Below are 17093 nucleotides of genomic sequence, written 5' to 3'. Positions count from 1 at the left end.
GGCCCGAGAGCGGCCGTCCGGGAGCCTGCGCTGCCGGACGGCGGCGCAGGGCTCCGACCTCGGCAGACGCGGCGGCACCGACCGCCACGCGCACCCAGGCCACCGCACCGCCCGGGCCTGTTGACGGGTCTCGGACACATCGGGGCCGTCAAGGCAGTGTCCTAATCACACATCACTCGGTTAGATGAGTGTGGACACCAGAACGCCTCGGTTCGACGAACTACCCGCCCTGAGCATGGCCAAGGTGGACTGCGACCCAGCGCAGGTCATCGTCAACCACGCCAGCTTCCGGGTGCAGCTCGCCCCCGGCCAGCGCGCACGGGTGCGCGGTGCCGCCCCCGCGGGGTCCGCCAGGGTCCCCGCCATGAGCGGCAGCGGGGCGGGACGCGGCAGGCGCTCGCCCGTTGTATGGAGCGGCAAGTCCGCCCCCGGCGACCCCGGCGCCACCGGACTCCTCCAGGCCGTACGGAACTCCACCGCGGTCGGCCTCGACGGCGGGTACCGCCCGTACGGCGACGAGTTCGGCGGCGGATCGGGAGCCACCCAGGTCATCCCGCGCCTGGACGAAACCCAGCCCACCCCCATCATCCCCGCCCCCCAACGGTCCGGCGGCCGCCACGGCAAAGGCCCGCTGCTGCCCCCGATGCGACAGGCGGTCGGCGCCTACGACACCATCGACCCCGGCCCGTACGACCATGAACCGTACGAGGACGACGAGTTCGACGAGACCGTCGGGAGCAGGTCGCAACGGCACAGCGCCGACACCGTCCGGCACGCGTACTACCCCGGACGCCGGATGAACCTCGGGGTCGTACTCCTGCCGATGCGGGTGTTCCTCGGCTTCATCTCCATCTGCGCGGGCATGGGCAAGCTCTGCGACCCCGTCTACTTCGACGGCGGCGAGCGCGGCTCCATGGTCAAATGGCTGACCTCGCTGCACCCCTGGGGACTCGCCGAACCGCTGCGGGACTTCGCACTCTCGCACCCGGTCGGGGCCGGACTCACCGTCGCCTTCCTCCAGGTCGTCGTCGGCGTCCTCACCGTCCTCGGCCTCTGGCAGCGGGTCGCCGCCTCGGTCGGCGCCCTGCTCTCCGCCGCGCTGCTGGTCACCGTCAGCTGGCGGACCGTCGCCGTCTACGACGCGCCGGACATCATCTACCTCGCCGCGTGGAGCCCGCTCGTCATCGCGGGCGCCCCCGTCTACTCCGTCGACGGCCGCCTGGCCGGCGAGGCGTGGCGCAGGCTCGGCCCGCGCTCCGCGATCTGGGACCTGCGCCGCCGGGTGCTGCGCCGCGGTGCCGTCGTCGCCACCGTCGTCGTCGGGCTCACCCTGCTCGTCGGTTCGATGCTCGGCGGTGCCGTCCGCTCCTCCGAGGTCGTCACCGTGCCCGGACCGAACGACAACCCGACCAACCAGCTCCCCGGCTCCCCCCTCCCGCAGAAGTCGGGCAAGGGCAGTGCCTCGCGCAGCCCCGCCGGCCAGAAGCCCTCCCCGGCGCGCTCCAGCGCCGCTGCCACACCCTCCGCACAGGCGTCCACGCCCGGCACGGACAGCGTCCGCGAGTCCGGTCGGGCCGCCGGTGTCGGTGCCGGACAGCCCAGCCAGACACAGGGCACCGGGCAGCAGCCCCCGCAGCAGACGACCCCGCAGCAGCCCCCGACGACCAGCGCCGGACCGAGCTCCTCCGGCTCCACCGGCACCGGCGGCGGCTCCACCAGCGGTGGTTCGACCGGCGGCGGCTCCACGGGCTCGACGTCCGGCGGCACGTCGGGCGGCGGCCGCAACCCGATCGGCGGCCTGCTCGGCTGAGACCGGCCCCTCATTGCCGGTCGGTCTCAGCCGCACGCCACGCGGGAGGGGCGGTCACCGGAACTCCGGTGACCGCCCCTCCGGCGTGCCCGCCGTGGCGCGGCGCTACCGGCCGTCCAGCTCCCTCGCCGCCTCGGCCAGGTCCTTCGCCGTGTCGATGGCCCGCCAGTACGCGCCGTGCGGCAGCGGGTATCCGGCCAGCCGCCGCTCGCGGGCCAGCCGGGGGAAGGTCGTCCGCTCATGGTCGCCGCGTTCCGGCAGCAGCGCCGTGAACGCCGGCGAGAAGACGTACACACCCGCGTTGATCAGATACGGGGACGGCGGCGACTCGATGAAGTCGGTGATGTGCCCGAACGCGTCCGTCTCCACGGCACCCCACGGGATACGGGGACGGGCCAGAGCCAGTGTGGCGGTCGCATCGCGCTCCGCATGGAACGCGGCCATCTCACGCAGCGAGAAACGGGTCCAGATGTCGCCGTTGGTGGCATACCAGGGCTCCGACGGATCCGGCAGCCGGGCAGCGGCGTACCTCAGGCCGCCGCCGCGGCCCAGCGGCTCCGACTCCACCACGGTGGTCACCCGGAGCGGCAGGACGGCCTCGGCGAGCCACTCCTGGAGCACCTCGGCCAGATGACCGCACGAGACGACGACATCGGTCACACCCTCGGCGGCCAGCCAGGAAAGCTGATGGCCGATGATCGGGGTCCCGGTGCCCGGGATCTCGACCATCGGCTTGGGGCGGTCATCGGTGTACGGGCGCAGCCGCGATCCCTGGCCACCTGCCAGGATCACGGCCTGCGTCGGATACGTATGCATGCCAGGCACGATAGGCCGCTCCCGGACCGGGCCGGTCAGCTGAACTGCGCGACACCCGAGGCGAACGACGTGTCGCAGACCGGGCGGGAGAACCGGTGCGCCCGCGTCGGACCGTACTGCTCGACCGCGGCGCGGCCCAGCTCCCTGGCGATCGACATGCAGTGCCGGGCGAGCGAGGGGCGTCCCTCGACGGCGCGCTGGAGGTGCGTCAGCGCGACGCCTGGGTCCTTCTCCTGAAGCTCCACGAGAAGCCGGTCGCGCAGGATGTCCTGCGGGGTGTGCGACGTGGCGTGCTTCGATACGGTCCGAGCCGACGCGGTGAGGACCTGCGACTCGGAGTTGTGCGCTGCCCACGGCACACGGGTGACCGCGAGAGTCCCGGACAGGACCATGACGACGGGCAGGACGAGAGCGAGAGTTCGGCCGATGCGGCGCGCGGTGTGGGTCACGCAGCGAGCGTAGCGGGCGGTGACGAGGTGACGACATTGCGTCACCCTTGCGGGGGATGGTTCGAGGCTGCTTTTCGAATCTCGCGTTGACGACCGCCGGTGAAATGACCGAAGTGCCAGGGTATTTGTCGAAGATGTCGGATGTCCTGGTTCAAACCCGCACACGCGCTTCGGTACGCGGACGGCCCCGCACCACGAGGGGCGCGGGGCCGTCGTACGGCGTGTGTGACGTCAGTCGGTGAGACGCGCACCCGTCGAGGTCGAGAAGACGTGCAGCTCGTCCGGGCGCGGCACGACGTGCAGCGTGGTGCCCTTCTCCGGCACGGCGCGGCCGCCGACGCGGACGACCAGGTCCTTGTCCGCACCGCCGACACGCGCGGAACCGTAGACGAAGCCGTCGGCGCCGAGCTCCTCGACGACGTTGACCGAGACGGCCAGACCGGCCGGGGCGTCGGCACTGTCCTTGGAGAGCGACTTGGCGGCGGCGCCACCGTGCTCGACGATGTCGAAGTGCTCCGGGCGGATGCCGACCGTGACCGTGGTGTCGCCCTTGTCCGCGGCGGCGGTGAGCGCCTCGCGGGAGACCGGGACGACGCTGTTGCCGAACTTCACGCCACCGTCGGTGATCGGGACCTCGACCAGGTTCATGGCCGGGGAGCCGATGAAGCCGGCGACGAAGAGGTTGGCCGGGCGGTCGTACATGTTGCGCGGCGAGTCGACCTGCTGCAGCAGACCGTCCTTGAGGACCGCGACGCGGTCACCCATGGTGAGGGCCTCGACCTGGTCGTGCGTGACGTACACGGTCGTGATGCCGAGGCGGCGCTGGAGCGACGCGATCTGCGTACGGGTGGAGACACGGAGCTTGGCGTCGAGGTTCGACAGCGGCTCGTCCATCAGGAAGACCTGCGGCTCACGCACGATGGCGCGGCCCATCGCGACACGCTGACGCTGACCACCGGAGAGCGCCTTCGGCTTGCGGTCCAGGTACTCGGTGAGGTCCAGCATCTTGGCGGCCTCTTCGACCTTCGTCCGGATCTCGGTCTTGTTGACACCGGCGATCTTCAGCGCGAAGCCCATGTTGTCCGCGACGGTCATGTGCGGGTAGAGCGCGTAGTTCTGGAACACCATGGCGATGTCCCGGTCCTTCGGCGGCAGGTGCGTGACATCGCGGTCACCGATGCGGATCGCGCCGCCGTTCACGTCCTCGAGACCCGCGAGCATGCGCAGGGAGGTCGACTTGCCACAACCGGAAGGGCCGACGAGGACGAGGAACTCACCGTCCGCGATGTCGATCTCGAGCTGGTCCACGGCGGGCTTGGTGGAGCCGGGGTAGACGCGGGACGCCTTGTCGAACGTGACACTGGCCATGCTGAATCTTCTCCTCCACCGGCAGGAACGTGCCGGACGATCCGAGTACGGGAGTGGTCTGGTCCACCTGGGTGAACCTGCCGCGACGCTACCTGGCCATGTCGAATCTGTCAGTAGTTCGAGGGCGACTGATATCTCGCATCGGGAGGGGCAGCCAGAGCACCGAACTTTTGACCCGTGCGCAGATGCAGGCAGAGCGGAATACTTTTGACCCCTGCCACAGATGCAGCACTTCCTGCTTCGCCACCCGCCGCCAATCCGACGCAACACTGACGGTCACACCCGGCCGGTCTTACATGGGCTCCACAGGCATGTCGACCGACGGCCCGTCGGTCCGTAACACTCACATCGCGCCCGCTCACGCGGCCAGCAGCACCTCGGGCAGCTCCGATCAGCGCCCGGCACGACTCCGCGAAACCCACCGAGAGCCTGTGCCGCTCCCACGCATTGGCACGGAGAGTCAGGCCCTCGTTGTAGACCCACCGACAGGCGCCGAAGGTCTTCTCCAGCTGCTCGGCCTGCGCCGGGTCAGGGTAGAAGCGGTAGCGGTAGACCCGCTGCTGGGTGCCTGGCTCCTTGGTACGGCCCTTCAGCCGGGTCGACGCCCGGCCATGATGCTTCCGGCGGTCCGGGATGCCGAGTGCCTCCCGCTTGACGCGCTGGGCCTCTTCCCCCGTGATACGTATGTGCTGGTCTGCCGAATCCACCATGTCCGCTCCCCCGCTCTCGCCGTCCGATAGTCGGAACAGCGCGTCAGTCCTCTTAACGCACGGATGGTCGAGTGGTCACGGGTGCGGAAGAACTTTGTGGATCAGGAGGTGGGCCGCTGTGTAGAGTGTGGGAAATTGCGCGCGCGGTTTCGCTGTGTGCGTTGCCGCCTTAGCTCAGTTGGCAGAGCAGGACCTTTGTAACGTTCAGGTCGTCGGTTCGATTCCGACAGGCGGCTCAAAACCCCAGCTCGGGTGCGCTCTGAGCTGGGGTTCTTTTGTTGAGCGGACGTGGCGACGACGCCGGGAGCGGGCCGCGCGGGTGTCCGTAGTCTCAGTTGTGGCTTCGGACGGGCCCCATCGTGCCGGCGCTGGGTGCGGGAGATCCAGGCCCAGGCACCCGAAGCCATGGGGATGATCTGGGGTTCTCAACGCAACCCGTCACCGCGGGCCCTGGTGCTCTTCGAAGGCCGCCTCGCGGACTGTGCGGACGGACCACTCGAAGCACTGCCGTACCGCAGCATCGCGGACCTCGGTTCCCCCGACGGCATCAAGGAGGCCAACCAGCTGCTGGAACCCTTCCGTTCGGCGATCAAGGAACTGCTCCACCATTGATCCCGACACCGCGAGCCCACCTGGCCCGGTCAGCTACCGACCTGGGAGCGTTCTCCTGGGGAACGCTCCCAGGGCTCGTCGGCGGTGGCCGGGCTCGCGGGTTCCTGCTGTCCGTGGGCTGTCACGAACCGCGCGGGCGGCCGGACGTCGGTCATGGGCCGCTCCGGGCCGCGCCGCCGCAGCACGAGGTACCCGCAGAACGCGGCCGGGCCGAAGAAGATCTGCGCGGGCACGATCTGCGGAAGGTGTCCGGTGAGCGCCTCGACCGTGACGGGTGTCAGCGTCGGGACGAGCGCGCCGAACACGGCGACCAGCCCAAGAGCCCAGGTCAGCCCCGCTCGTCCGTACGCCTTGTAGGCCACGGTGGTGAAGAGGGCGTACACCAGGAGGTCGCCCATGCCCACGACGGCGCCGAACTCGCCGACGCGCAGCCCGGCCGACGGTGCGAAGGCGTAGCCCTGCACCGCGTCGAACAGCTTCTGGGTGAGGGGTACGACGGTGGCGAAGAACAGGTCGTACACGGCGAGCGCCAGCGCGAACCGGGAGACGTGCCGCAGCTTCAGGCCGCCCTGCGCGTTGAGGTTGGCGGCGCCGACCGCCATCAGCATGATGACCAGGCTGTTGACCAGCCAGTACGGCGTGGCATGGGTGGGGTCGTCCTCGGCGCTGCGCGCGGTGAGCCAGTCGGCGACCAGCAGACCGGCGATGAGCGACCAGCGCACCGGTCCCCGGCGGACGGCCGGCCCGTAGCCGACCGCGAGACCACCGGCCAGGGTCAGTCCCAGCACGGGCGGCAGCAGCCAGCCCGGAAGGGAGAGATACAGGAAGGGCAGTACGACGACGAAGCCCATCATGATGAGAATGTCGTTGCCGTTGAACACGCCGACGGCCGGCCGGGGCAGGGTGACCCGCCGGAAGTAGGCGACCGAGGCGAGCGAGACGCCCAGGGCGACGGCGAGGGTCACGAGGACGAAGAACGCGCTCTGTGCGGCGGTCATGCGGCCCGCCCGGCGGAGGCGAAGCTGTTCTCGACCAGATCGCAGCGGTAGCGCCGCAGCTCACGTCCTTCTCCCGGTACGACGTCGACGGTGGCGTCGAGTCCGGCCTCGGCGAAGTGACGCGCGATGTCGCTCGTCTCCGGCACGGATGAGGCGGCCACCTCCACATGCAGCCGCCCGTCCACCACATCGGCGCGGTGGCGCACGGGCCAGCACGCGCCGGGCAGCGCGTCGAGGACCTCGATGACCTCACGCGGGGTCACCGGGCCGTCCTGGGTGCGCAGCACATGGTCCGCCTTTCCGAGGATGTGAGAGGTCGCCGGCACGTTCGCCATCTCGCAGGTGAGCGGCGCGTCGGGCAACTGCCGCACCAGGTCTCGGGTGTCGTAGCGGAAGAGCGGCATGCACTCCCGGTACGGGAAGAAGGGAGTGGCGACGATCGTGCCGAGCGCTCCGGGTGCGGCCGGTGCCCCGGTGTCGAGGTCGCACACCTCCACGAGGCCGATGCCGGCGTCGATGTGAAGGTGCCGCTGTCGGCAGATCGCGCCGGCCACCGGTGTCACCTCGGTCATGCCGTAGCCGTCGTGGACGGGGGCGCCGAAGGTCTTTTCGGCGGCCTCCGCAAGGGTGGGCGAGAGTACTTCGCTGCCGACGTTGATGCGGCGCAGCCGGAAGTCCGCGGGGCCGAGTCCCCGTTCGCGGGCCAGGCGGGTCAGCTGTCCCAGATAGCTCGGGTAGGTGACCATCAGGGTCGGCGCCGATGGGCCGGTTCCCGCCATGAGGTCCAGCGTCTCGGCCGGTGGGACCAGGCCCACCATGCGGATCGCCGCCCCTGCCAGGCGGGCGACCTGCATCTCCGCGTACGCCGTGCCGGTCGCCCGGGAGCTGATGTTGAACTGGACCAGGTCGGTGGTACGGACGGTGCCGCGCAGCACCTGGGAGAGGGCGACGAGCGCGGGCCACAGGCGTTCCTCGTAGCGGGAGTACCAGACCTCGGTGGGCCGACCTGTCGTCCCGGTGGTCCGGGAAGCGAGGAAGGGCTCGCTGCACAGGAAGTCGCGGGCCCGCTCGACCAGGTCGGCCTTGGTGGTGACGGGCACGGCGGTGATGTTCTCGACGGTCAGTGCGGCCGGGTCGACTCTTGCTGCCGCGAAGTGGTCGGCGTAGAAGGGCGACTTGGCCGCGAGGCGTTTCGCGGTACGGCGCAGGGCCTTGTTCGTGAGGTCGGTACGCATCTGCGGGTCTGCGGCGGCGCCGCGCAGCAACTGTTCGACGTCCTCGCCGGGGGAGCCGAACTCGGCAAGTGTCGCCAGCGCGTCATCGACGAGCCTTTCGGCAGAGCGGACATTGATCGGACGGCCGAGCACCATGGCCAGCGCCATCCGAAACTGCCGTATCCCCGCGTCGAACATGGTCCTCCCCCGCCCGTCCCGACCCCTCGCCATGCCGGGGTGGGCGGCCGTGACCGCCCACCCCGTTCCCGCGTCAGCTGGGGCAGTTCGTGAACAGCACCGCAGCCAGGGAACCCATGACGTACTTCGTGTGCTTGAGCGTGGAAACGATCGCGGACATACGAAAACCCCCTTGTATCGCTCAAAACTGAGCCTCCACCGGTCAGCGAAGGCACACTGATCCTCAAGTGGCGCAACGTCTGCTGTCAAGGAGTCGTCACACGATCAAACTTCCGCCGCCAAACATTCAATCGGCCTGTTTTTACGGCGAGTTCGCGCCACGGCGTGATGCGGAATCCGGGCCGCGGGCGCGGGGAGCACGAGGACATCGACAAGGCACTCGGCGCCGCCCCTGAGGGAGCCAGACCTAGATCACCTGAGCTTCCCAAGCGCAGAGCGCGAGTTCGATTCTCGTCACCCGCTCCATGATGAAGGCCCAGGTCAGTGACCTGGGCCTTGTTTATTGTCTAGACCACTTTTCCGGCGCGTGTCATTCGCGTGCCCCATCTCCCGACGCAGCCGATGCCTCGCGCCGTCCTCGACTCATGGGAGCCGCACCGGGAAGGGCGCCGACAAACACGGCGGTGACTTGGGTCACTCCGCCAATCGGCTGTGTCAGCTGAACGTGACAGCACGTCTACCGCCCGCTTTTCAAGATGATGTGGATTCGTAGCGTGTCGGCCGACGCTGAGGTGCTTCTGAGCCAGACGCGGCCATTCACCAGCGAAGTCGAGGCCGCTTGGCACAGGGTGGGGCCCTCATGAGAAGCGTCCTCGGGGGAGGTGGCAGATGCCGCTGCTGTCATGGAGGGCGGTGGCGCCCAACGGAAGCAGCCCGCACTGCACCGGCCCGCAGGAGCCGGACGCTGTCCCCGGAGTCCCCGCGGACAGCGGGACCGGAAAGCCAATCGCCTACGTGTCCGGACAGCGCCCCATCCGGACCGCGCCTCCCTGACGTACTACCGCCCCCTGCTGGCCGAGACAGGATGTGAAGTGCGGCTGCACGACACCACGCTCTACACCTCCCTGTTCCGCTACGACGGCAACCTGCTGGTCAACCCTCACGTGTGGGGCCAGCCAGCCAGTGCAAACCCCCTGCTCCACCTCAACAAGGTTGACGGCACCGGGTGGTTCGATAACTACGCTCAGAGCTTCGAAGCCGTCTGGGCGGCACAGGGTGGATTGGGTGACACGCGTGCTGAGTGCTGTAGGCCTCTGACCAGGGAAAACGGGATTCGGTGGTACCGTCCAGCACCACCCGGGATGATCTTGCAGGCCCTTGTAATGCGTAGGTCGTCGGTTCGAACCCGACAGGGGGCTCAGAAAAAGGCCAGGTCAGACATCGTCTGACCTGGCCTTTTCTGTTGCTCAGGCCATGATGGGTCACCCGGCCCGGGTGCCGTGGGCTTCCTTGCGTGAGCGCTGTGAGGGTTCCACGTCGGTTGAGGCGCGAACGACGAGCTGAGGAGGGAACCGTTCGACCCGTTCGGTTCGTTCGCGGCCGGGTGCCTGAAGCAGAGTCAGCGCGCGTTCGGCCATGGCGGACAACGGGTGACGGATGGACGTGATAGGCGGGTCGAGGAGCTCGAGTATCTCGGTGTCGTCGAACCCGGTGACGGCGATCTGCCCGGGTACGGCGACCGATGAACGGTGCAGCGTGCTCACGAGCCCTACGGCGAGGACGTCTGCTCCGCAGACGACCGCGTCTACCTGGTCGCGCTGTTCGATGATGCGGCGCCCCGCCGTCCGTCCGGCGTCGGTGGTGAAGCTGGGCAGGAGGATGGTGGTGGCGTCGGGACCTTGCGCCTCGGTGAAGGCTGCGAGCCGTTCGGCACCCGAGGAGGAGGCCTGATCGGCGGCGATGAGAGCGATCCGGTGCCGCCCGATGCCCTCCAGGTGATCGACGAGAAGCTCGACCGCGGACGCGTTGTCGAGCGTGACGGCGACGGTGCCGGATCCTTTGGCCCATCGGTCGAAGAGGACGACGGGGCGACGTCTGGCGGCATTGTGGATGGCGGGTCCGGACGCGTTGGCTGATACCGGGACGACGAGCAGGCCGTCCACCCGGCCACCGAGCAGGGTGTCGATCTGCTCGGCCTCGATCGCGGTGTCGTTCGCCGCGTCGGAGACGACGAGCGTGCCGCCGGCGGCACGCACGTGCTGTGCGATGGCATCGGCGAGTTGGACGAAATAGGGGTTGGCGAGCGTGGGGACGACGACGCCGATGGTACCGGTGGTGCCGGTGCGCAGCGCCCGGGCGGAGTGGTTGGGCTGGTAGCCGAGCCGGTGCGCGGCCTCTTCGACGCGGCGCGCGAGCTCGGGATCGACGTTGCGGGGCGTGCTGGCGAGAACACGTGATGCCGTCGCGCGGGAGACGCCCGCGGCCTCGGCCACGTCGAGGAGTCGGGGCGCTGTCACGTAGGTGTCCCTCTCGGTCGGTGGGCGGATGCGCCATGGCGGTGGGGCGAATCGTGTACGACGAGGCTACTTGACGGCGCGTAAGCGCTGGTACAGCATGTCGGAAATCGATCTCCCAGGGGGTGTCAATGTCGTCCATCACCGTCGTCGGTTCGGTGAACCGCGACTTCGTCCTGACCGTCAAGGGCCTGCCGCACCCCGGCGAGACCGTGCTCGCACGGCACTTCGTGGAGGGGGTTGGTGGCAAGGGTGCCAACCAGGCCGTCGCGGCCGCTCGCCTCGGATCGCGGGTGCGTCTCGTCGCCAGGGTCGGCGCGGACGCGGCCACTATCCTCGACGCGCTCGCGTCCGAAGGCGTGGACGTCGATGCCGTGCGGTCGGACGAGCGGGCCACGACCGGAATCGCCGCGGTGGTCGTCGACGACGCCGGCGAGAACACCATCGTCGTGAATCCAGGGGCCAACGCCGACCTTGGTGTCCAGGACCTGCCGTCCCGGCTCGTCCGGTCGACGGGAGAGGTCGTCGTCGTCCAGAACGAGATCGCACCCGACGTGGTCGACCTAGCGGTCCTGCGGGCCCGCGAACAGGGCGGGGTCGTCGTCCTCAACCCCGCCCCCGCTCGCCCGATCGACACGCGGGTACTGGCCGCCGTCGACGTCCTCGTCCCCAACCTCGGCGAACTCGCCTCACTTCTCGGCACCGACCGGCCCGCCACCGTCGATGACGTGCGAGGCCTGCTGGAGCGCGCCGCGCTCCCGTGCCGGGCCATCGTGGTAACACTCGGGGCGGACGGCGCCGTCCTGAAGAAGGCGCACAGCACAAACACCACGCACATCCCCGCGCCGTTCGTGGACGCCGTCGACACCGTAGGTGCCGGCGACACCTTCTGCGGTGCCCTCGCGGACGCCCTCGGACGCGGCACCGACCTTCTGGCCGCAGTCGAACGCGCCGTGCAAGCGGCGTCGCACGCCGTCACCGGCCTCGGCGCACAGGCCTCCATGCCCTACCCGGACCAGCTCGACGTACCCGCAGTCACCTCTGCTTCCTGACACCCCGCGGGTCACCCACCAGTACTACGGAGAACCACCCATGAGGAACCTCAAGCTCGGCGTGTTCGAGAACGCGCAGACCAATGCGAGTGGCACGGCCACCTGGCGTCACCCCGACAGCCAGCGCCATCTTTTCGACACTCTCGAGTACTGGCGCGATCTCGCCGCGATCTGCGAGGACGCCAAGCTGGACTTCCTGTTCCTCGCCGACGCCTGGGGCTGGTCCGAGATCAACGGCACGCGCCCGCCCATCGCCACGGAGGAGACCCTCGACCTCCCGCGGCTCGACCCGATGGTCGTGGCGTCCGCGCTTCTGTCCACGACGACCAACCTGGGTCTCGTCATGACAGGCTCCGTCCTCGTGGAACCGCCGTACGCGTTCGCGCGCCGCATCGCCACGCTCGACCAGCTCTCCGGTGGCCGGATCGGCTGGAACATCGTGACGACCGGCACGGCCGACACCGCGGTCAAGGCGTTCGGCATAGAGATGGTGGCGCACGACGACCGCTATCGGATGGCCGAGGACTTCCTCGACCTCGTCTACAAGTACTGGGAGGGGGCCTGGGAGCCGGACGCGCTGGAGAAGGACAAGGACGGAAGGTTCGCCGACCCCGCCAAGGTGCACCTCGTCACCCACAAGGGCCCGTTCTTCCGCTCGCAGGGGTACGGCAATACCGCGCGTTCCCCGCAGGGCACGCCCGTGCTGTTCCAGGCAGGGGCATCGCCCGCCGGTCGCCGGGTCGGCGGCCGACACGGCGAATGCATGTTCGTGGGGAGCGGCTCGGTCGAGCAGCTCGCCGGGCACACCGCCTCCATCCGTGAGGAGGCGGTCAAGGCGGGTCGTCGAGCCGACGACGTGAAGGTGATGTCAGCGTTCTCGTGTGTCGTCGGTGCGACGACATCCGATGCGGAGCGGCGCTATCAGCGGATCCTCGACGCTCAGCGGCCCGAGGTGACCGTCGCCAGCTATTCCATGTTCACCGGGCTCGATCTTTCGTCCTACGCGCCCGAGACGCCCATGACGGATCTCTCCACCGAGCTGTCGCAGACCCAGGTGGCCCGCTTCGCCGGTAAGACGGTCGGCGACGTCCTCGCCGACTGGCACACCCACGGCGTCGGAGCGCGGCCCGTCGTCGGCACGGCTGAGGAGATCGCCGACGAGATCTGCGCGCTCGCGGAAGGCGCCGACCTCGACGGATTCCTGCTGTCCCCGACGATCCAGCCGACCTCGACGACGGACTTCGTCGATTCGGTCCTGCCGATCCTGCGGGCACGCGGAGTCTTCCGCGGGGAGTACACGGAGGGCGAGAGTCTGCGCGAACGACTCACCGGAGCATCCGACCGCGCGCTGCCGGCCAGCCACCCCGCGGCACAGTACAGGCACTGAAAACAGAACTCGCGACGAAAGGATGTCGAAGACCATGGCCACGTCTACCCACAACCCGCCCGGGGCATCCGTGCCGGCGGAGCTGGACGCGGCGACGCTGCGACAGACGTTCGGGGCCTACCCGACCGGTGTCGTCGCGATAAGCGCGCTGCGCGGGCACGAACCGGTCGGGTTCGCGGCGAGCTCGTTCGTCTCGATCTCGCTCCAACCGCCCATGGTCGCGGTCAGCGTGGCCCGCACCTCGACCACCTGGCCGCGCCTCGCGGGGGCGCCCGTTCTGGGACTGAGTGTGCTCAGCCGCGGTCAGGGTGCGCTGTGTCGGCGTCTGGCGTCCCGGGAGGTCAACCGCTTCGAGGGCGTCGCGTGGAAGGCGACGCCCGAGGGCGCCGTCGTGATCGAGGACGCCGCGCTCTGGCTGACGGCTCGGGTGAGGGCGACCTACGACGGCGGCGATCACGAGATCGTGCTCATGGAGTTGATGACGACTGAGCTGTTCTCCGGCGTGGAGCCACTCGTTTTCCACACCAGCCAGTTCCGCGAGCTCATCCCCCATGCGTGACACCCTGACCGTCCACGCGCACCTCACGGGTGCGGTGGTGCACGGTGCCGGTCGAGGCCGTGGGCTCGGGTTCCCCACCGCGAACGTCGCGGCCGATCCCGACTCGCGGGTCCCACCGTCTGCGATCTACAGCGGCTGGGTCGTACGCCACTCGACCGGCGCCGTCCACCGTGGAACGATCAGCATCGGGTCGAACCCGACCTTCTGCGACACGGCGGATGTACACGTCGAGGTGTACTGCCACGACACGTCGGACGAGTTCTATGGAGAGCGCGTCGGACTGTGGTTCGTGGCACGGATTCGAGACACGGTGAAGTTCGCGTCGCCCGACGACCTGGTGCGCGCCGCCCGGCAGGACGTCCTGCGGTCCGAGGCGCTTCTCTCCTCCGACCACGGGCGGCGCGTCCTCACCGACGCGCTCGCCGCGTACGAAAAAACCGTCTCCGCCTGAGATATCACTCCGCACGGACTCGGCGCGCACTGCCGGACTCCATGCGTCATGACTGGCCCGGTTCGGGTCCATAGCCCACGCTCAGCCTTGCTCCGAACGAACGAAGGTGTTAGCAATGAGCACATTCCAGTGGCTGAATGAGCAGTTCAGCTTCTTCGGCGTCCCCGTTTATTGGTCCGACTTTCTCGGCAACATCCTGGCGCTCGCGACCGTTTGGCTGGCGCTGCGGCGATCGCTCGTGGCCTGGCCGGTGCAGATCCTCGGGTCGGTCCTGCTGCTGATCGCGAGCCTGAACGTCCATCTCGGAGGTAACGCCGCCCGGCAGATTGTGATCATAGCATCGGCGTCGTGGGGCTGGGCAACTTGGCGGCGCAGCAGGGAGAAGGAAGGCGCGATCAACGTCCGCTGGGCATCGTGGCGGGAGCGGGCCGTGCTGATCGCTGTCATGGCCGCTGGGACGTTCGCGTTCGGCGCCCTGCTCAAGTCGACCGACGCGTCGTTCTACCCGGGTGCTCCCTGGTGGATGGTCCTCGCGGACGCCTGGATCTTCGTCGGCTCGATCCTGGCGATGTACACCCAGGCCCGGCGTTACGTGGAGTTCTGGTTCGTCTGGCTGGCCGTCGACCTCGTCGGGGTGCCCCTCGCCATTCATTCCCAGCTGTACTTCTCCGGGATCGTCTACGCGATCTTCTTCATCATGGTCGTCATCGGGATCCGCGACTGGGCGTCTCACAGCAAGGACCAGGAGATCGCCTCGCCGCTCGAGCCGGCTGTCGTCCTGGAGAGTCGGAAGGAGAACGGCACGTCACCGGCCGCGGCTTCGTACGTCACCCGGCCGGGCACAGAAACAGCAACTGGGTCGTGAACTGCTGACTGACTGATGGTCACGGTCGCGGACACGAATCGGCCGACGACACCCGGCACGGCGCGAGCCAAGTACGTCACGCAGGCCCGGGCCGGATCCGATCCGGCCCGGGCCTGCGCCGTTCGTCGGCCCCGGAGACCGGTCAGGCGCCCTTCAGGTGTCGCATCAGGCGGTCGAAGTCCTGCCGGCCCGACAGGTCCGACGGGCCGCCCGGCAGCGGGTAGTACAGCGCGGGGCGGGTCTTCGGGACGAGCTGGACCGGGGGCTCGGACAGGAGGGTGCGGCGGGCGCGGTCGCCGGGCATCTCGCGGACCTCCGCGGCGCCCAGCACGACGGCCACGGGGACTCCGGGGCCCTCGAAGCGGGGCGGCACCGCCGGGTCGAGCCGGGCCACGTCGTCGATGCCGAGCAGGTCGGCGAAGTCGACGGGTCCGGACAGCGGGGCGTCGACGAGCGATTCGGCGGCCAGGCGCAGCGGTGCGAGCAGATCATGGTCGGCGACGATTCGAGGCGGGCCAGGGAGCCGGCCAGGCTCTGACCAAGAGCCTCGGCCCAGCGGGCGGAGTTGGGTCCTGCCTCACCATGTCGGACAACAGCGCGATTACAGAACCCGAGTTTCGTACCGACGCCGCCCCCCAATTGCCGGTCGGTCTAACTCGGGGCTCCCGTGCGGCGGGGCCGTACCGCGCCGCCACCAGGAGGCAACGTCATCAACTGCGAGTCGACGCTCAGGTGTCGTACTCGCCTGCCCAGTTGCGCTGCAGGAGAGCCTTCGGCAGGTATTCGGACTCGACCTCGATCGGAATGCCGGCGTCATGGGCCATACAGGCGATGGCCAGCGGGGCGAGAGCGACCAGGCCTTCGCCACTCAGGGAACGTGCCTCGTTGGCAGTCCAGTACTCCTTGTGCCAGGTGAGAGCCTCGACCAGCGCCGCGTTGAACTTCTCGGCGTCCTGACGCCGGTAGCGGTGGAAGAGCTCCAGCGGCGGATAAAGGATTTTCAGCATCAGCTCTTTGCCGGCGGCCTGTGCCCTCTCGGGGGCGGTGCCATTGACCGCGGTGACCAGGGTGTCCCAGGTCTCCCGTCGGCCGAACCAGGCGTTCTGCAGGGTCTCCACCCACGCGTAGATGTACTCGTCGAACTCCGCACCGGACTCGCGGAGGAACGAGACGGGCACCTGGGCCAGCTTGTTGAGACGCTCGTTCTCACGGCAGATCGTTGCCAGGTAGAAGGACGTGAGCCAGTCCCCCGCGTGCAGGTACTCCTGAGGGCCGGTCGCGGGCAGGTTCTTCACCTCGCCCCTGCTCCCGATACGGCACGGCACGGGCCCTTCGGCAGCCGCGCCCGAGATGAACAGGGCGGAGCCGACCTGCATGGCCGTGACCCACGCCTCCCATGTCGGGAACTCTGTGGCCATGGGGTCCGTCAAGCAGCGCCATTTCGCTGTAGCCAGGGTGTACCCCAAGGCATCGAAGCGGTCGAACTCGGACGACTCAAGGTCGTCGAGCACCTCTTCGCCGGCCTTGATGACCGGTGCCATGACTTCAGCCGCGTTGTCCGTGCGGAAGTCATGGCGGGGAACGTGCGTGACCACTTGCCCGCCCTTGTCCGCCAGTTCCTTGAGTTCGTCGAGGGTCGTGCACTCGGCCGGCGAACCGGGCACGACGCGGCTTCCCTGGATGTCGCTCGTGTCCCGGATCAGCTCGGCGAGCAGGGCGGTGGGGACGATGTCGCGCGCCTTCGCGTCCCGCAGCTTCCGAATCCATGCGGCACCGGCGTTGATCTCGGCGGCGCCGAGTCCCGGCGGTACCACCCAGCCGGCGGCTTCTCCCTCGTCGTTGGCCCAGACGTACCCGATCACCACACCGTTGTCGGCGGCCACCCGCACGTACTGAACAGGCCCTTGTGCGACACGGTTGTAGCGGAGCGGCCCGGCGATGCGCTTGAACCGCATGTCTTCTTCGAAGCGCGGATTGCGCCGGTCCCCGTTACTCATCGCCCCTGTCCTCTGCTACGTCCCGGGAAGAACTTCGCCGTGGGGCGCCACCCTTGCGAATCCTGGCCCGGCGGTGCAACCGAGGGGCCCCGCTGTGACCAGCACATGACCGATCTGCGGGGGATCCAAGGCGCCCGAACAGGGACATCGGCGA

15 protein-coding genes, 1 tRNA gene and 2 pseudogenes are annotated in these 17093 nt (G+C 69.0%); 9 read left to right on the top strand and 9 right to left on the bottom strand.

Features of this window, described 5'->3' with window-relative positions; all coding sequences use genetic code 11:
• Positions 1-184 precede the first annotated feature (184 nt).
• Positions 185-1810, top strand: coding sequence for a DoxX family membrane protein (locus AB0N06_RS15040; protein ID WP_366135114.1), 1626 nt, complete (start codon positions 185-187; stop codon positions 1808-1810).
• A gap of 105 nt (positions 1811-1915) precedes the next feature.
• Here the strand turns inward: AB0N06_RS15040 and AB0N06_RS15035 are convergent, their stop codons facing one another.
• From AB0N06_RS15035 to AB0N06_RS15020, 4 genes are all read right to left on the bottom strand, one after another.
• Complete coding sequence (locus tag AB0N06_RS15035; RefSeq protein WP_366135113.1) at positions 1916-2626, bottom strand: nucleotidyltransferase family protein; 711 nt, start codon at positions 2624-2626, stop codon at positions 1916-1918.
• A gap of 35 nt (positions 2627-2661) precedes the next feature.
• Positions 2662-3075, bottom strand: a complete 414-nt coding sequence (locus AB0N06_RS15030; RefSeq protein WP_366135112.1) for a hypothetical protein — start codon at positions 3073-3075, stop codon at positions 2662-2664.
• A gap of 231 nt (positions 3076-3306) precedes the next feature.
• On the bottom strand, positions 3307-4443 hold the full coding sequence (ugpC, locus tag AB0N06_RS15025; RefSeq protein ID WP_366135111.1) for a sn-glycerol-3-phosphate ABC transporter ATP-binding protein UgpC: 1137 nt from the start codon (positions 4441-4443) through the stop codon (positions 3307-3309).
• Positions 4444-4553: 110 nt separating this feature from the next.
• Complete coding sequence (locus tag AB0N06_RS15020) at positions 4554-5153, bottom strand: helix-turn-helix domain-containing protein (protein ID WP_366135110.1); 600 nt, start codon at positions 5151-5153, stop codon at positions 4554-4556.
• 163 nt (positions 5154-5316) lie between these two features.
• Here AB0N06_RS15020 and AB0N06_RS15015 point away from each other — a divergent pair.
• A tRNA-Thr gene (locus AB0N06_RS15015) sits at positions 5317-5389 on the top strand.
• Positions 5390-5525: 136 nt separating this feature from the next.
• Positions 5526-5765, top strand: coding sequence for a hypothetical protein (locus AB0N06_RS15010; protein WP_366135109.1), 240 nt, complete (start codon positions 5526-5528; stop codon positions 5763-5765).
• Between the two features lie 29 nt (positions 5766-5794).
• Here the strand turns inward: AB0N06_RS15010 and AB0N06_RS15005 are convergent, their stop codons facing one another.
• Entirely contained in the window at positions 5795-6763 is a 969-nt protein-coding gene (locus tag AB0N06_RS15005; protein WP_366135108.1) for a hypothetical protein, read from the bottom strand.
• Positions 6760-8175 carry an AMP-binding protein gene (locus AB0N06_RS15000; RefSeq protein WP_366135107.1) on the bottom strand — a complete coding sequence of 472 codons (1416 nt, stop codon included), beginning with the start codon at positions 8173-8175 and terminating at the stop codon, positions 6760-6762. The genes AB0N06_RS15005 and AB0N06_RS15000 overlap by 4 nt, the downstream gene beginning before the upstream one ends.
• 980 nt (positions 8176-9155) lie before the next feature.
• On the opposite strand from AB0N06_RS15000, the pseudogene AB0N06_RS14995 reads away from it, so the two are divergent.
• Positions 9156-9383 (top strand): annotated as a pseudogene (locus AB0N06_RS14995) (XRE family transcriptional regulator); the annotation flags it as partial.
• A gap of 213 nt (positions 9384-9596) precedes the next feature.
• Here AB0N06_RS14995 and AB0N06_RS14990 read toward each other — a convergent pair.
• Positions 9597-10631 (bottom strand): LacI family DNA-binding transcriptional regulator, encoded by a 1035-nt coding sequence (locus tag AB0N06_RS14990; RefSeq protein WP_366135106.1) that lies wholly within the window; start codon positions 10629-10631, stop codon positions 9597-9599.
• A 128-nt stretch (positions 10632-10759) separates the two neighbouring features.
• Between AB0N06_RS14990 and AB0N06_RS14985 the strand changes: the two genes are divergently transcribed.
• From AB0N06_RS14985 to AB0N06_RS14965, 5 genes are all read left to right on the top strand, one after another.
• The gene (locus tag AB0N06_RS14985; protein ID WP_366135105.1) at positions 10760-11680 is read left to right on the top strand and encodes a ribokinase; all 921 of its coding nucleotides are present in this window, start codon (positions 10760-10762) and stop codon (positions 11678-11680) included.
• A 40-nt stretch (positions 11681-11720) separates the two neighbouring features.
• Positions 11721-13067, top strand: a complete 1347-nt coding sequence (locus AB0N06_RS14980) for an NtaA/DmoA family FMN-dependent monooxygenase (RefSeq protein WP_366135104.1) — start codon at positions 11721-11723, stop codon at positions 13065-13067.
• Positions 13068-13101: 34 nt separating this feature from the next.
• Positions 13102-13626 (top strand): flavin reductase family protein, encoded by a 525-nt coding sequence (locus tag AB0N06_RS14975; RefSeq protein WP_366135103.1) that lies wholly within the window; start codon positions 13102-13104, stop codon positions 13624-13626.
• Positions 13619-14077 (top strand): riboflavin kinase, encoded by a 459-nt coding sequence (locus AB0N06_RS14970; protein ID WP_366135102.1) that lies wholly within the window; start codon positions 13619-13621, stop codon positions 14075-14077. The genes AB0N06_RS14975 and AB0N06_RS14970 overlap by 8 nt, the downstream gene beginning before the upstream one ends.
• 115 nt (positions 14078-14192) lie before the next feature.
• Positions 14193-14942 carry a nicotinamide mononucleotide transporter family protein gene (locus tag AB0N06_RS14965; RefSeq protein WP_366135101.1) on the top strand — a complete coding sequence of 250 codons (750 nt, stop codon included), beginning with the start codon at positions 14193-14195 and terminating at the stop codon, positions 14940-14942.
• 142 nt (positions 14943-15084) lie between these two features.
• Here AB0N06_RS14965 and AB0N06_RS14960 read toward each other — a convergent pair.
• A pseudogene (locus tag AB0N06_RS14960) lies at positions 15085-15333 on the bottom strand (DUF6177 family protein); the annotation flags it as partial.
• A gap of 337 nt (positions 15334-15670) precedes the next feature.
• Positions 15671-16939: an immunity 49 family protein gene (locus AB0N06_RS14955; RefSeq protein WP_366135100.1), complete on the bottom strand. Its 1269-nt coding sequence runs from the start codon at positions 16937-16939 to the stop codon at positions 15671-15673.
• Between the last annotated feature and the right edge of the window lie 154 nt (positions 16940-17093).

The organism is Streptomyces sp. NPDC051020 (assembly GCF_040683105.1).
Classification (GTDB): domain Bacteria; phylum Actinomycetota; class Actinomycetes; order Streptomycetales; family Streptomycetaceae; genus Streptomyces.
The sequence above is the reverse complement of the archived record's forward strand: the minus strand, read 5'-3'. Positions and strand labels throughout refer to the sequence as shown.